This window comes from Caballeronia sp. J97 (assembly GCF_905220305.1).
Taxonomy (GTDB): Bacteria; Pseudomonadota; Gammaproteobacteria; order Burkholderiales; family Burkholderiaceae; genus Caballeronia.
Map to the genome: position 1 here is coordinate 99,766 of NZ_CAJMZL010000004.1, position 13,376 is coordinate 113,141.

General features: G+C 63.0%; 13 protein-coding genes, 1 CRISPR repeat array and 1 riboswitch. Of the genes, 5 read left to right on the plus strand and 8 right to left on the minus strand.

Annotated elements, in window-relative coordinates; translation table 11 throughout:
* Window position 1: 1 nt before the first annotated feature.
* Window positions 2–1,597 carry an ABC transporter substrate-binding protein gene (locus U4Y90_RS08705; protein WP_321794339.1) on the minus strand — a complete coding sequence of 532 codons (1,596 nt, stop codon included), beginning with the start codon at window positions 1,595–1,597 and terminating at the stop codon, window positions 2–4.
* 166 nt (window positions 1,598–1,763) lie between these two features.
* Window positions 1,764–1,936: riboswitch (yybP-ykoY riboswitch) on the plus strand.
* A gap of 88 nt (window positions 1,937–2,024) precedes the next feature.
* Between U4Y90_RS08705 and U4Y90_RS08710 the strand changes: the two genes are divergently transcribed.
* The gene (locus tag U4Y90_RS08710; RefSeq protein WP_321794172.1) at window positions 2,025–3,035 is read left to right on the plus strand and encodes a sodium:calcium antiporter; all 1,011 of its coding nucleotides are present in this window, start codon (window positions 2,025–2,027) and stop codon (window positions 3,033–3,035) included.
* Window positions 3,036–3,109: 74 nt separating this feature from the next.
* Window positions 3,110–3,442: a CRISPR direct-repeat array (repeat unit 28 nt; unit sequence GGTTGCTCCGCGTGCGCGGAGATGGACC).
* 294 nt (window positions 3,443–3,736) lie between these two features.
* Here U4Y90_RS08710 and U4Y90_RS08715 read toward each other — a convergent pair.
* The 3 genes from U4Y90_RS08715 to U4Y90_RS08725 form a co-directional block, all read right to left on the minus strand.
* A complete protein-coding gene (locus U4Y90_RS08715) occupies window positions 3,737–4,036 on the minus strand; it encodes a flagellar protein FliT (protein ID WP_321794173.1) in 300 nt (99 codons plus the stop codon).
* 14 nt (window positions 4,037–4,050) lie between these two features.
* Window positions 4,051–5,577 (minus strand): flagellar filament capping protein FliD, encoded by a 1,527-nt coding sequence (gene fliD, locus U4Y90_RS08720; RefSeq protein ID WP_321794174.1) that lies wholly within the window; start codon window positions 5,575–5,577, stop codon window positions 4,051–4,053.
* Between the two features lie 184 nt (window positions 5,578–5,761).
* Complete coding sequence (locus tag U4Y90_RS08725) at window positions 5,762–7,270, minus strand: flagellin (protein ID WP_321794175.1); 1,509 nt, start codon at window positions 7,268–7,270, stop codon at window positions 5,762–5,764.
* Between the two features lie 245 nt (window positions 7,271–7,515).
* On the opposite strand from U4Y90_RS08725, the gene U4Y90_RS08730 reads away from it, so the two are divergent.
* Window positions 7,516–8,466, plus strand: coding sequence for an aldo/keto reductase (locus U4Y90_RS08730; RefSeq protein WP_321794176.1), 951 nt, complete (start codon window positions 7,516–7,518; stop codon window positions 8,464–8,466).
* Between the two features lie 348 nt (window positions 8,467–8,814).
* The gene (gene rpsU, locus U4Y90_RS08735; RefSeq protein ID WP_008351904.1) at window positions 8,815–9,027 is read left to right on the plus strand and encodes a 30S ribosomal protein S21; all 213 of its coding nucleotides are present in this window, start codon (window positions 8,815–8,817) and stop codon (window positions 9,025–9,027) included.
* A gap of 114 nt (window positions 9,028–9,141) precedes the next feature.
* Here rpsU and U4Y90_RS08740 read toward each other — a convergent pair whose 3' ends face one another.
* The 3 genes from U4Y90_RS08740 to U4Y90_RS08750 form a co-directional block, all read right to left on the minus strand.
* The gene (locus U4Y90_RS08740; protein WP_321794177.1) at window positions 9,142–9,519 is read right to left on the minus strand and encodes a hypothetical protein; all 378 of its coding nucleotides are present in this window, start codon (window positions 9,517–9,519) and stop codon (window positions 9,142–9,144) included.
* A 16-nt stretch (window positions 9,520–9,535) separates the two neighbouring features.
* On the minus strand, window positions 9,536–9,961 hold the full coding sequence (locus U4Y90_RS08745) for a hypothetical protein (protein ID WP_321794340.1): 426 nt from the start codon (window positions 9,959–9,961) through the stop codon (window positions 9,536–9,538).
* Window positions 9,962–10,424: 463 nt separating this feature from the next.
* Window positions 10,425–11,030 (minus strand): DNA-3-methyladenine glycosylase I, encoded by a 606-nt coding sequence (locus U4Y90_RS08750; protein WP_321794178.1) that lies wholly within the window; start codon window positions 11,028–11,030, stop codon window positions 10,425–10,427.
* Between the two features lie 114 nt (window positions 11,031–11,144).
* Between U4Y90_RS08750 and U4Y90_RS08755 the strand changes: the two genes are divergently transcribed.
* Together U4Y90_RS08755 and U4Y90_RS08760 are read left to right on the plus strand one after the other, a co-directional pair.
* Entirely contained in the window at window positions 11,145–12,062 is a 918-nt protein-coding gene (locus U4Y90_RS08755; RefSeq protein ID WP_321794179.1) for a BadF/BadG/BcrA/BcrD ATPase family protein, read from the plus strand.
* Window positions 12,063–12,095: 33 nt separating this feature from the next.
* Entirely contained in the window at window positions 12,096–12,932 is an 837-nt protein-coding gene (locus U4Y90_RS08760; RefSeq protein WP_321794180.1) for a Cof-type HAD-IIB family hydrolase, read from the plus strand.
* A gap of 47 nt (window positions 12,933–12,979) precedes the next feature.
* Here U4Y90_RS08760 and U4Y90_RS08765 read toward each other — a convergent pair whose 3' ends face one another.
* Window positions 12,980–13,264, minus strand: coding sequence for a hypothetical protein (locus U4Y90_RS08765; RefSeq protein ID WP_321794181.1), 285 nt, complete (start codon window positions 13,262–13,264; stop codon window positions 12,980–12,982).
* Window positions 13,265–13,376 lie beyond the last annotated feature (112 nt).

Here is a 13,376-nt window from a genome sequence, read left to right on the forward strand (position 1 = left end):
ACTACTGCACCGAAACCGCGCCGAAGTTCACGCGCCCGAACGGGCTCACGTTATAGCCGCTGACGTTCGCGCGCGTGAGCGCGGCCGCCGTCGGATAGACGAGCGGAATCCACAGCGCCTGATCGTGGATGATCTTCTGCGCATCGACATACGCCTTCGAGCGTGTCGCGACGTCGGCGGTCGACTTGCCGTCGGCGATGAGCTTGTCTAGCTGGCCGTCGCAATAACGCGCGAAGTTGATGCCCGACTTCACCGCATTGCAACTGAAGAGCGGCGACATGTAGTTGTCCGGGTCGCCGTTGTCGCCGGCCCAGCCCATGAACAGCATGTCGTGCTGTCCTTGCTTTGCTGACCGGATCAGTTCGCCCCATTCGATCACCCTGACCTGCGCTTTCACGCCGATCTTCGCTAGATCGGCTTGCAGCAATTCGGCGCCCGCTTTCGGATTCGGATTCAGCACGCTGCCGTTCGGGCGCACCCAGATCGTCGTGTCGAAGCCGTTCGGAAAGCCCGCGTCGGCGAGCAGCTTTTTCGCATCGGCCGATGAGTACTTGTACGCCGCGATGTTCTTGTCGTAGCTCCAAGTATTCGGCGGATACGGATTCACAGCGGGCGTGCCGGTGTTGTCGAACACGGTCTTCATGTACGTCGTGCGGTCGAACGCCATGTTGATCGCCTGACGCACCTTCGGATTGTCGAGCGGCTTCTTCTGCGTGTTGAGCGCGACGAACGCCGTCATGAACGCGGGCGTTTCGCTCACTTTCAGCGACTTGTCCCGCTTCGCGTCGAGCACGTCCTGCGGCTTCGGCGACAACGCGATCTGGCATTCGCCCGCCTTGATCTTCTGCGCGCGCACCGACGCGTCCGGCGTGATGGCGTAGATCAGCCGGTCGATCTTCGGCTTCGTGCCCCAGTACGACGGATTCACGTCATACCGGATGATCGAATCTTTCGTGTAGCTCTTCAGCATGAACGGGCCGGTGCCGATCGGCTTGCTGTTCAGATCGACTTGCTGGTTCGCCTTCAGCAGCTTGTCCGCATACTCCGATGAATAGATCGATGCGAAGCCCATCGTGAGGATCGTCACGAAGGTCGCGTTCGGCTCGTTGAGCTCGAACTTCACGGTGTGGTCATCGACTTTCGATACGGCCTTGATGAGCTTCACGAGGCCCATCGACTGCGCGTGCGGAAAGCCGCTCGCGCCCGCGACCTTGTGCCACGGATTGTCGTCCGACAGCATGCGCGAGAAGGTGAAGACGACGTCGTCGGCATCGAGCGGGCGCGTCGGCTTGAAGTAATCGGTCGTCTGGAACTGAACGTTCGGACGCAGATGGAAGGTGTAGGTCAGGCCGTCGCTGCTCACATCCCATGACTGCGCGAGGGAGGGCACGACTTTCTTCGCGGCTTCGTCGTAGGAGACGAGCGTATTGAAGATGACGTCCGCCGACGCGTTCGTCGTCACGAGCGAATTGAATTGCACGACGTCGAAGCCGTCCGGGCTCGATTCGGTGCAGACGGTGAGCGGCTTGGACATCGCGAGCGTGGGCGCGGCGAGGATCGCCATTGCAGCGGCCGCGGCGAAGAGTTTCAGGCGCATGAGATCTCCCGTGATCTTCATTTTTGTTCGTAGATGAGCGTGGGCCACGCGCAGCAAGCGACGCGCCCGGCGCGGCCAGATTACCGAATGCATCCGCCGCCGACAACGATTCGATCGGCATACGCTTATTCGCGGCTTGCCGAAACGGGGCGCATCGGGCTAAACTTGCGCCGTCTTTGGGGAGTAGCCTTCCTTCGCGAGCGAAGGAGAACGCGTCAACATCCTCGGCCCTGCTGCCGTGGCGCGTTCGACCGGAACGGTTTGGCGAGACCATCGATGCGCTATGTCGTTCTTGGTCGGACGGCGCATGGCGCATCGTGGTTCGCTCGACGTCCGGCCGTGGAAACATCGTGTCCCCACAACTACAACATCCCCGTCCCTCGCGCACGCTTGCGCACTCGCCGCATGTTTCGATGCGAGGTGCCGCATGACGATGCTCTTTCTCGAACTCGCGCTGATGCTCGCGATCATCCTGATCGCGGCGGAGCTTTTCACGAATGCGCTCGAACATCTCGGCGAACGTCTCGGCATCTCCGAAGGCGTGACCGGATCGCTGTTCGCGGCGGTCGGCACGGCGCTGCCGGAGACGACGGTGCCGATCATCGCGCTGCTCGGCGGCACGACGAGCCGCGCGGTCAACGAAGAGATCGGCGTCGGCGCGATTCTCGGCGCGCCGCTGATGCTCGCGACGCTATCCACGTGTCTCATGACGTTCTCGATTCTCAAGTCGCGCGGCCTGAGCGGACGGATCGCACCCGAGCGCAGCGGGTTCGTGCGCGATCTCAACTTCTTCTTGTTCGCGTTCCTGATCGCATGTGGCGCGATGTTCGTGCCGCATCATGCGTGGCAGGTGCGCGCGCTGTTCGCGGCCGGGCTCGTCTCGCTCTATGTCATTTATGTGATTTCGACGTTCAAGGCTTCGGCGCGGCTCGTCGAGGGCGGGCATGGGACGGAAGCGCCCGAGGCGCTGTTCGTTTCGCGGGTCGGCCTGAAGACGTCCTTGGGCGCGATCATGCTGCAGTTCCTCGTCGGCATCGCGTTGCTGGTCGGCGGCGCGAAGGGATTCATTCATGGCGTCGAGGGCGTGTCGCATGCGCTGGGCATTTCGCCGCTGCTGCTGTCGCTCATCATCATTCCGATCGCAACCGAACTGCCGGAGAAGGTGAACAGCATTCTGTGGGCGCGCAGGGGGAAGGACACGCTCGCGTTCGGCAACATCACCGGCGCGATGGTGTTTCAGGGCACGTTGCTGCCGGCTATCGGCATCATGCTGACGCCGTGGGAGCCGCGGGTCGAGGTGCTGACGGGCGTGCTGATCACGCTCGCGGCGGCGGCGTGGCTGCGCTTGAACGCGCGGGTGAACGGGGTCGTGCTTTGGGCGCTGCTCGGGAACGGCGTGTTGTATGCGGCCTATCTCGTGTTGACGTTGGGACAGTGAAGTCGGCTACGAGCGATGCGGGCGGAGGTGACTTTTCGGGTTTTTCGTCTCGAGTCATGCGGTTATGATCGAGGGGTTGCTCCGCGTGCGCGGAGATGGACCCGCGATCTGGTCGAAGAAGAGCCCCGGCTGCGAGGTTGCTCCGCGTGCGCGGAGATGGACCGTACTCCTGCGCGGTCGGCGCCGATACCCACTTGGTTGCTCCGCGTGCGCGGAGATGGACCCTCTTCTCTCTCTCAATGGGCCATGCCTAATGGGGTTGCTCCGCGTGCGCGGAGATGGACCTTCGTCGACGAGGAGTTCGCGCCATTTCCTGCTGGTTGCTCCGCGTGCGTGGAGATGGACCCAGAAAAATCACACCCTATGATTTTTCGAAATCAGTTCCTCCGCGTGCGCGGAGATGAACCCCAGCCACTGTCGAAGTTCGGCGACCCGTCGAAGGCTCCTCCGCATATGCGGAGATCGACCATAGCCCCCGCGCTCGCACCATCGCTCGACCGTGGTTCCTCCGCATACGCGGAGACAGACGGTTCTGCATCGGCTACCCGATACCCACCACCCGAATCCCTCCACCCTTCACCGAACTCCAAAAACAAAATGCCCGCCGAAGCGGGCATCGAAGAGCGAAGCAGCGCGCTGATCAAACCAGCACGTCGTTCTTGTTGTTCTTGGAAGGATTAACGGCGCGTCGAAAGAAAACTTTAGAACCGCGCCGCCTGATGATATCGGCTGGCGGCTTTCGCGCCGTCCATCGAGCGGCGATACGTCGCGCCGAGCGTCGTCTGCGCATCGCGAGCGCGCGCCGACACCGCGTCGATACTCGCCTGGATCTTGCGGATGACCTCCAGCGCATCCGCCGGCTGTGGCGCCTGCAACGCCATCACGAGCGGCGCGCGTGCTTCGGCGAGTTCGGCGGCGCGCGCCCATTCGTTCTTGCTCGCCGCTTCTTCGATCGCCTCGGTCAACGACCACGCGTTGTGAATCAGTTCCTGCTGGTTCATGTCGGTATCCGCCCTTACTTCGAGTTCGTGGCCATCGCGCCCGCGCTATTGGTGCCGCCGAAGAGCGCAGTCAGATAGCTCGACTGCTGCGACATCGACGACATCAACGTGTTGAGCGCCGTGAACTGATTGTTGTAGTCGGTCGTCAGTTGCTGCGTGTACGTGGTGAGCTGCGTCTGCTGATCCTTGATGCTGCTGAGATCGTTATTGAGCGCGGTCGTGCGCGTATCGATGATGCCGCCCGTCGCCAGATAGGATGTCAGGCTGTTGTTCAGCTGCGCCGCGACGCCGTCCGTCGAATTGAAGAGCGATGCGACGGTGCCGGACTTGTTCGTCAGCGCGTCGGTGAGCGCGTCTTCGTCGGTGCTCAGCGAGCCGTCCGGCTGCAGCGTGATGCCGATCGAAGCGAGATTGACCTTGCTCGTGCCCGTGCCGATGCCCTTGCTGATCATGCCGGCGAGCGTGTTCTTGATCGTGTTCATCATCGAGTCGCCGAGCAGCGCGCCCTGCGAGCTGGCCGTCGAATCGTAGGACGTCAGCGAGGCTGCCGTGCTGATGAAGTTGTTGTAAGCCGTGACGAACGAATCGATGGCCGTTTTCTGCCCGCTCACGTCCTGACCGATCGTGAGCGTCTGCGTCGTGCCGACGGAATCCGCGGTGAGCGTCATGCTCACGCCGGTGATCGCTTCCTTGATGGTATTGCTGGCGCTCGTGACGTCCGTGCCCGCGATCGTGACGTGCGAGTCCACGCCCGCGCTGGATTGCGTCCAGCCGTTCGTACTGTTGATGATCGTGTGCTCGGGCACCGTGACCGTCTTGGTCGAATCGTTCGGATCCGGATCGGTCGTGGTGGTCGACGAACTGACCGCGAGCTTGTTGATCGCCGAGCTGCTGTCGTCGGCATTGACGGACACGTTGATGGCGTTCGCGAGACCCGTCGACGAGGAGCGCAGCACGAGGTGCGCGCCGTCCGTGCCGTTGACGATGGTCGCCGTGACGCCCGGATTATCGGACGCCGAGTTGATCGCCGAGACGATGCCCGAGAGCGTGTTGTTGGTGCTGTCGAGCTTGATCGTGCTCGACTTGTCGCCGACCTTGAGCGTGATCGAGCCGGTGCCGAGACTGTCGGTCGTCGAGAAGACGCCCGACGTGAGCGACTGCGCGGAAGCCATGTTGGTCACCTTGACCGAATAGCTGCCCGCGACCGCGGTGGTGTCGGCGGTGGCGGTAAGGCCCTTGCCGTCCGCGGTGGCCGTGAAAGAGCCGAGCGTCTTGCCGTTGGCGAGGTTCGTGATCGAGCTCTGCAGCAGCGAGAGCACGGACTTGAGCGTGCCGATCGCGGTGAGCTGCGTGTTGTCGGAGGTCTGCTTGTTGTTGAGCGCGTCGGTCTGACCGGCGACCTTCGCGTTGACGAGCGCGCTGACGAGCGAGTTCACGTCCATCGTCGAGTTCGTGGACCCGCTGATGATCGACTGCGCTGCCTGCTGGACGGCGCTCGTCGGATCGACAGTGGATCCCGTTGTCGTGGATACGGTGGTCATGTGTGCTCCGGTCGTTGCTTTTCGCGATCGTCGTGAATTGGGCGGGAGTCGTCATCTCCCGAAAACGCGCACAGGGAGGCGAGCTCCCGGTGCGCTGACTGCTGTGCTGCTGATGCAAAACTTTGTTACGGCCGGCGCGCATTGTACTGATAACGCGCGCCGGCTACAGCGTCGGCGAAACGGCTTAGCCGAGGAGCTTCAGAACTTGCTGCGGCATCGAGTTCGCTTGAGCCAGCACCGAGATACCAGCTTGTTGCAGCACCTGAGCCTTCGACAGATTCGCGGTTTCCTGCGCGAAGTTCGCGTCGGTGATTTGCGACTGAGCGGACGACAGGTTGGTCGACTGTTGCGTCTGGGTCGATGCGATCGACGAGAAGCGGTTCTGTGCAGCGCCGAGACCTGCCTGGATGCTGTTCACCGTGTTCAGCGCGTTGTCGATCGATTCGATCGCGACGTTCGCGCCGTTCGCCGTCGTCAGGTCGATGTTCGACACGGCGATCGGGTTGTTGGTCGCGTTCGCCGTGGAGATGGCTGCGCGGCTTGCCAGTTCGTTGGTCGTGCCGAAACCGGTCGGGGCCGTCGTGCCGAGTGCGCCGGCTGCGGTGAAGCCGATCGTCGAGCCGGCGCCGGCCGAGCCTGCCGTCACGGTGAACAGCGAGGCAGCGCCGCTGCTCAGCGCGTTGCCGCTCTGGTCGGTGAACTTGAAGCCGCCGCTGCCGTCCGCGAGAATGTTGATCGACGTGATCGCCGCGGTGGCGCCGGTGGCTTTCGTGCCGTCCGCATTCAGCGCAACGCCGGAGACCGTGCCGAGGTTCTGGTTCGCCGTGGCGTACGTGCCGGCGCCCGTCGCGCCGTTCGTCGAGCTGATGGTTGCCAGAGCCGTCGCCGCGGTGCCCTGCGCCGTCGCCTGAACCGTCGTTGCGAATGCGCCCGTGCCCGACAGCGTCAGCGGCTTCGGATTCGACGCGGAACCGGTGGTGCTCGAACCGAACAGCGACGTCGTCACGCTCGACGACAGAGCCTGGTTGTTCTGGTCGGTGAAGCTGAAGCCGCCGTTGCCGTCGGCCAGCACGTTGATCGACGTGATCGCCGGGGTCGTGCCGGACGCTGCCGCCGCGCCTGCGCTGTCGAGGCTGATGCCGCTGATCGTCGAGATCGTCGTGCCCTTCTGCGGCACGCCGCCGCCGAGCTGAGCAGCCGACACGCCCTTGCTCAGGTCGATGCTGATCGTCTGACCGACGTTCGCGCCGACCTGGAAGCTGACCTGGCCAGCCGAACCGTCGAGCACGTTGGTGCCGTTGTAGGTCGTTTGCGAAGCGATACGGTTCACTTCAGCGATACGCTGCGTCACTTCCTTCTGGAGTGCTGCCTGGTCGGTCGACGACAGCGAGCCGCTCGAAGCCTGCACGGCCAACTGGCGAATACGCTGCAGGTTGTCGGTGATCTGGTTCAGGCCGCTCGATGCCGTCTGCGTCATCGACACGCCGTCGTTCGCGTTCGAAACGCCCTGGTTCAGGCCGTTGATCTGCGAGGTCATGCGCGAAGCGATTGCCTGGCCGGCTGCATCGTCAGCAGCGCTGTTGATGCGCTTGCCCGACGACAGGCGGGTAATGGCCGACGACAGCGCGCTTTGCGTGTTGTTCAGGTTTTGCTGGGCAACCAGCGAGTTGATGTTGCTATTGATACCGATCATTTTTTGCTCTCCTGGGAGACTTTTGTCTGGCTTAGGCTTTGGCACCGAGTGTTGCCTGGCGGTCCTGCGCTCGGTGATAGCCGGCCGCCTACTTGTGGTTATCGGGCCCCTCGAAAAAAACTTAAGGCCCGCGCAAACGATTTGTGTAATGAATGCCGCCGTAAGCCTGCGCAGCCTCGCCCGGCAAGGCGCCTGTTTCGCGCGTATGCTTTTCGGTCCGTTCATCTCGCGCATTCGGAGCACACATGCAGACACGCAGCATCGGCACATCGGACCTGAAAGTCGCGCCGCTCGTCTTCGGCGGCAACGTGTTCGGCTGGACCGCCGACGAGCGCACGTCGTTCTCGATCCTCGACGCGTTCGTCGATCACGGCCTCAATTTCATCGATACCGCGGATGTCTATTCCGCCTGGGTCGACGGGCATCAGGGCGGCGAATCGGAGACGATCATCGGCAAGTGGTTCAGGGAAAGCGGCAAGCGCCATCGGGTCGTGCTCGCGACGAAAGTCGGCAAGCTCTCCACCCGCGCCGGGTTGAAGGCGGCGAACATCGCGGCCGCCGTCGACGATTCGCTGCGGCGTCTCAAGACCGACTACATCGACGTGTACTTCTCCCATTACGACGACGAGAACACGTCTCTCGCCGAAACCCTCGACGCGTATCAGAAGCTCATCAAGGCGGGAAAGGTGAGGGTGATCGGCGCGTCGAACTACACGGGCGAGCGTCTCGACGAGGCGCTGAAGATCGCGAAGGCTTCGGGCTTGCCGGCGTATCAGATTCTCCAGCCCGAATACAACCTGCATGATCGCGAGGGCTACGAAACGGATCTGGAGCCGGTGGCGCAGCGGCACGAAATCGCCGTCGTGCCGTATTACGCGCTCGCGAGCGGCTTCCTGTCGGGCAAATATCGCTCGAAGGAAGACACGCTGCATAAGGCGCGCGGCTCGCGCGTCGAAAAATATCTGACCCCGCGCGGCCTGAAGATTCTCTCCGCGCTCGACGAAGTCGCGAAGCGCAACGACACGACGCCGGCAACGGTCGCGCTCGCGTGGACGATCGCGCGCCCGAGCGTGACGGCGCCGATCGCGAGCGCCACGTCGGTCGCGCAACTGGAAAGCCTCGCCGCCGCGACGCGCCTGCAACTCGCCGCCGACGACCTCCATCTGCTCGACGAAGCCAGCGCGTGGCAGAAATAAATCTGTTGCATCAACGAGTTGGATGACTCGCGATAGTTGGCAGCGGCGCGGTGTTCTGGTAACATCGCGCCCGAATCGAGAAATGTGCCCGATTTTCCTGCCTTCGCCGCTCAGAATGACAACGTCAACAAGCAGCGGCGAACGGCTCTGAAACGCGCCTTCGTGTGGTTCTTTCGAAAGCGCATGCCGCTTCCGCGGCTGAATCTCAACGCTCTCTTTTCCGGCCTCCGTGGCCGCTTTGCTCGTGTCCGCCGTGCCGTTTCGAGACCGGCGGACGATCGGAGTGCCGGGGCGCGGCAGCTCATATCGTCGCGCGCTTGAAAATACGTTTAGCAAACCAGGATTTACATGACCACTATCGTCCTCAAAGAAAACGAGCCGTTCGATGTCGCGATTCGGCGTTTCCGCCGCACCATCGAGCGCAATGGCCTCATCGCCGAACTGCGCGAGCGCCAGTCCTACGAAAAGCCGACCACCGAGCGCAAGCGCAAGAAGGCAGCGGCGGTCGCGCGTCTGCGCAAGCGCCTGCGCAGCCAGATGCTGCCGAAGAAGATGCACTAAGCGTCTTGTTCGGGCGAGAATTTCCGAATTCTTGCGCTGAACGGCAAAACGGCGGTGCGACCCGTGAGGGCGCACCGCCGTTTCGTTTGTGCTTGCCGTTTTTCGCCGCTGCGCTCACACGAACGCGTGGCGCTTGCCGAGTGCCGCGAGCAGCTCGGGCCACTCGTCGATATCGGCGTAGTCGTGGACTTCTTCCAGCTCGATCAACAGATCGATGATGTTCGGGTCGTACGCATTCACGTTCGATGCGAAGAGCGCCCTTAACAACTGGCCGTCCCGGGCGTGCCGATAGTACGAAATGCCGACGCCTTCCAGTTCCGGCTCGTACTGATCGTCGCGCACGAGCGAACCTATCGCGCACTTGCGGCCTTCCGGACTGCGCAGCCGGCACGAACCGTTGTCGTCTTCGGAGACCGCGCGCTGCCTCAGCAAATGCTCGCTGACGCGCTCGTAGATCTCTTTCGGGCTCAACATCGTGATAGGGCTCAACATCACAACACCTGCAGTATCAAGCGGCCGTTTTCAGAAGCTCGGCGGACAGCCCGAACTGACGCGCGATCGACGCCAGTCGCTCGCGCCATTCCCACTTGCCGAAGACGTCATGCACGTTCTGCAGGCACGACAGCAACTCGACGGTGTTCGGGTCGAACACGTTGATGCGGGCGCGCAGAAGCGCTCGTTTGAGCGCCGCGACGCCGACCTCCATGTAATCCGGAACGTGTTCGGGCGGCTTCGCAATGTAGCGAATGGGGACGCCTTCCATCGCGGTGACATAGTCGCGTGGCTTGATGAAGCTCCCCACGGGACAGCCGCCGCAGTATCCGCGATAGGCGCCGCCGCCCTGCGGTAGCAAGGCCGCTTGCCCTTGTCCGAAAAGATGCTGGACCGCGCTGTTGAAAATCTCCTGATGGGTCAGGAAGTTCAGGCTTTTCATGATCTTCTCCCCTGCGCCCCTGCGCAGCGGCCATGCGTTCAAGTATTCGAGAACCTGCACCTGCTTCACCGGAGCGGTGGCGTCGTTGCGAATGTGCGCAAAATGAATCGACGCTTTGTCGCCCGGACCCTGCTTCGAGCACGGCGGTTTCCCGGCCTGGCGCGTGTTCTCACAGCGCCCTAAGTGCTCGCGTCGGATTTCGACACTCAGTGAACGATCCGTACACCGTCTGTTATAACGGTTCGGCCCGGTAAAAAGGTGCGCCAGCGCACGCGAGGACGCCATTCTTACATGAGCCGCACGTTCGTGCAGTGCGGAAAACCCGGCCAAAAACCTTGCAGTTCGGGCGATTGCGCGTGCTTCACTGCAAAAAAACCGGCCTCCATAAGGACTTACCCTGACATTCGCGTTTTGCGCTCAAATACGTTGTCAAAAAGCAAAAAAATTCCTCATGGGAATGTGCTCAATGTGTGGATTTAGCGACAACTCTTCGTTTTGTCTTAGGTTTTCCTCGCGACACGCAGCCGACTGCGTGATCGTTCACCATGCCGGTTGCCTGCATGAACGCATAGCAGATAGTCGTGCCGACGAACTTGCAACCGTACTTTTTGAGCGCCTTGCTCAAAGCGTCGGATTCAGGTGTGGACGCGGGCGTGGGGTTTTTGGCGTCGCGGGGCGTGTCGATGGTTGCGCCGCCGACGAACGACCACACGAAATCCGCGAACGAGCCATGCTCCTGCTGGATCTGCTGCACGGCGCGGGCATTGAGCACGGCCGCTTCGATCTTGGCCCGGTTACGCACGATGCGCGCGTCCTGCACGATCCGCTCGACGTCCTTTTCGGTGAAGCGCGCGACCTTGTCGATGTCGAAGCCCGCGAAGAGCGCGCGATAGCCCTCGCGCTTGTTGAGGATGGTCGACCAGGAAAGACCCGCCTGCGCGCCTTCCAGGACCAGCATCTCGAACAGATGCTGGTCGTCGCGTGACGGCACGCCCCATTCGTCGTCGTGGTACCGGATCATCGCGTCGGTCGTGGCCCAGGCGCAGCGGGTGTGGTCGGTGTCTGCCATTGGAGTCCTCATCATTATTTCTGGATCGCGTCAGCATAGCGGAACGGTCGCGCCGCGCCATCTATGCCATTCGGCCAATTGGCGTGCGCCGCGGGCGCCGGTAAGCTTGCGCCCATGACCACATTTTCGACTTCGGCATCTGATGGCTTCCTGCTCGGCATCGACGGCGGCGGAAGCGGCACGCGCGTGATTCTCGCCGACGCGCACGGCAACGAACTGGCGCGCGCGAGCGGCGGACCTTCGGGGCTCGGGCTCGGCGTCGAGCGCGCGTGGCAATCCATCGGCGACGCATGCGGGCGCGCGTTCGAGGCCTCCGCCCGCCCTTTCGACTGGCGCGACTGCACGCTCGGCTGCGGGCTTGCGGGCGTGAACAACGCGGACTGGTTTGCGGCATTTCTCGCCGCGGCGCCGGACGTGCGCGCATTGAGCGTCGAAAGCGATGCCTACACGACCGTGCTCGGCGCACATGGCGGCGAATCCGGCGTGATCGTCGCGCTCGGCACGGGCAGCGTCGCGGCGTCGCTGGACGCGGCGGGCGTGTGCCGCATCGCGGGCGGCTACGGCTTTCCGAGCGGCGATGAAGCCAGCGGCGCGTGGCTCGGTTTGCGCGCAGTGGTTCATCTCCAGCGCGTGCTCGACGGCCGCATGCCGGAAGACGGATGGTCGCGCGCGCTTCTGGCCAAAACGGGCGCGACGGATCGCGACAGTCTCGTCGTGTGGCTTTGCGCCGCGAATCAGACCGCTTACGCGACGCTCGCGCCCACGGTGTTCGAGTTCCGCGACCACCCTGATGCGGCGAGTCTGCTCGATCGGGCCGGGCAGGAGATCGCGAGGCTCGTCGCGGCGCTCGATCCTCCCGGCGTGCTGCCCGTCGCGCTGTGCGGAGGGCTTGCCGCGCCTTATGAACCATTAGTGCCGGCCGCCTTGCGCGAGCGCGTGCGGGCGCCTCGGGCCGATTCGGCTGCGGGTGCGCTAGAACTGGCGCGGCGCGCGGCGTCCGCTTTCAGGGCCGCCGGCAACCCGGCGCGATAAAATAGCGACCTTTGCGGCACGATAAAGGCAGTCATGTACTCGGTCATCGCTACTGATCTCGATGGGACGCTTCTGAACAGCGACCACCAGCTCGATCCCTTCACCGCCGAAACCGTCCGCACGCTGGCGGCGCGCGGCGTGCCCATCATCATCGCGACGGGCCGGCACTACTGCGACGTCGCCGGCATTCGCGACCTGCTCGGCGTCGACGCCTATCTGATCACGTCCAACGGCGCACGCGTGCATGCACCCGGCGACGAACGCATCTATTCCCGCGATCTCGATCCCGGCGCCGTGCGCCGTCTGGTGCAGCCGGAGCTCGCGGGCAGCGAGCGCGTCATCGTCAATCTGTTCGCCGACGACGCGTGGCTCATCGACCGTCACGCCCCCGAACTGCTGGTCTTTCACCAGGATTCGGGCTTCAAGTACGAGGTGATGGATCTGCGCGAGCATCATGGCGAGAACATCGCGAAAGTTCTGTATATCGGCGAACCGGCCGATCTGAAGATAACCGCCGCGAACCTCGAGCGCGAATTCGGTGACTCGCTTTACGTTACGTATTCGCTGCCGGATTGCCTGGAAGTCATGACCTCGGACGTATCGAAAGGGCGCGCGCTGCGTTTCGTGCTGGAGCGGCTCGATCTCGAGACCGCGCAGTGTGTTGCTTTCGGCGACAACATGAACGATATCGACCTGCTCGAAACCGCCGGGCATCCGTTCATGATGAACAACGCAAATCCCGATCTCATGAAACGCCTGCCCGACGTACCGCGCGTCGGAAACAACTTCGAGGCGGGCGTCGCCCATCAGCTGCGCAAGCTGTTCGGCATTCGCGACGAACTGGCGTCGCCCGGACAGACGCCCGACTGAGCCGGCGTCACGGCGGGCCGCCGATGTTCGACGGCCGCCTGAGCCATTTATCCGCGACGGCCCCAGTTGTTGCCGTAACCGCCGTGGTTCCAGCGGGCGCGGTCGTATCGGCCGTAGTCGTGGTCGCCGCCGTGCCAGCGCGGCGCTTCATGGCGGTAGTACGGCGCGCGATACGCCGGAACCGCCGGACGCACATACACCGGAGCCGGCGCCACGTAAGCCGGCGCGCCGACCGAAACGCCGATGTGCAGATCGCTGTGGGCCTGAGCCGCTCCGACTGCACCGATGACAAGGCCGGTCGCGACGAGCATATGGGTGACGATGCGCTTCATTGTGTTTCTCCTTTAAGGCGACGTGTGTCGCATGAGTCCAATTTAAGCGCCGGCCGTCTTACATGCTTCGAGGACTTGTTACGGTGTGCAAGGACGATGTAAGCCGGAAAAT

Coding starts and splice junctions, on each gene's coding strand:
- U4Y90_RS08705 (WP_321794339.1), bottom strand. CDS start 1,597: ATGCGCCTGAAACTCTTCGCCGCGGCCGCTGCAATGGCGATCCTCGCC.
- U4Y90_RS08710 (WP_321794172.1), top strand. CDS start 2,025: ATGACGATGCTCTTTCTCGAACTCGCGCTGATGCTCGCGATCATCCTG.
- U4Y90_RS08715 (WP_321794173.1), bottom strand. CDS start 4,036: ATGAACCAGCAGGAACTGATTCACAACGCGTGGTCGTTGACCGAGGCG.
- fliD (WP_321794174.1), bottom strand. CDS start 5,577: ATGACCACCGTATCCACGACAACGGGATCCACTGTCGATCCGACGAGC.
- U4Y90_RS08725 (WP_321794175.1), bottom strand. CDS start 7,270: ATGATCGGTATCAATAGCAACATCAACTCGCTGGTTGCCCAGCAAAAC.
- U4Y90_RS08730 (WP_321794176.1), top strand. CDS start 7,516: ATGCAGACACGCAGCATCGGCACATCGGACCTGAAAGTCGCGCCGCTC.
- rpsU (WP_008351904.1), top strand. CDS start 8,815: ATGACCACTATCGTCCTCAAAGAAAACGAGCCGTTCGATGTCGCGATT.
- U4Y90_RS08740 (WP_321794177.1), bottom strand. CDS start 9,519: ATGTTGAGCCCTATCACGATGTTGAGCCCGAAAGAGATCTACGAGCGC.
- U4Y90_RS08745 (WP_321794340.1), bottom strand. CDS start 9,961: ATGAAAAGCCTGAACTTCCTGACCCATCAGGAGATTTTCAACAGCGCG.
- U4Y90_RS08750 (WP_321794178.1), bottom strand. CDS start 11,030: ATGGCAGACACCGACCACACCCGCTGCGCCTGGGCCACGACCGACGCG.
- U4Y90_RS08755 (WP_321794179.1), top strand. CDS start 11,145: ATGACCACATTTTCGACTTCGGCATCTGATGGCTTCCTGCTCGGCATC.
- U4Y90_RS08760 (WP_321794180.1), top strand. CDS start 12,096: ATGTACTCGGTCATCGCTACTGATCTCGATGGGACGCTTCTGAACAGC.
- U4Y90_RS08765 (WP_321794181.1), bottom strand. CDS start 13,264: ATGAAGCGCATCGTCACCCATATGCTCGTCGCGACCGGCCTTGTCATC.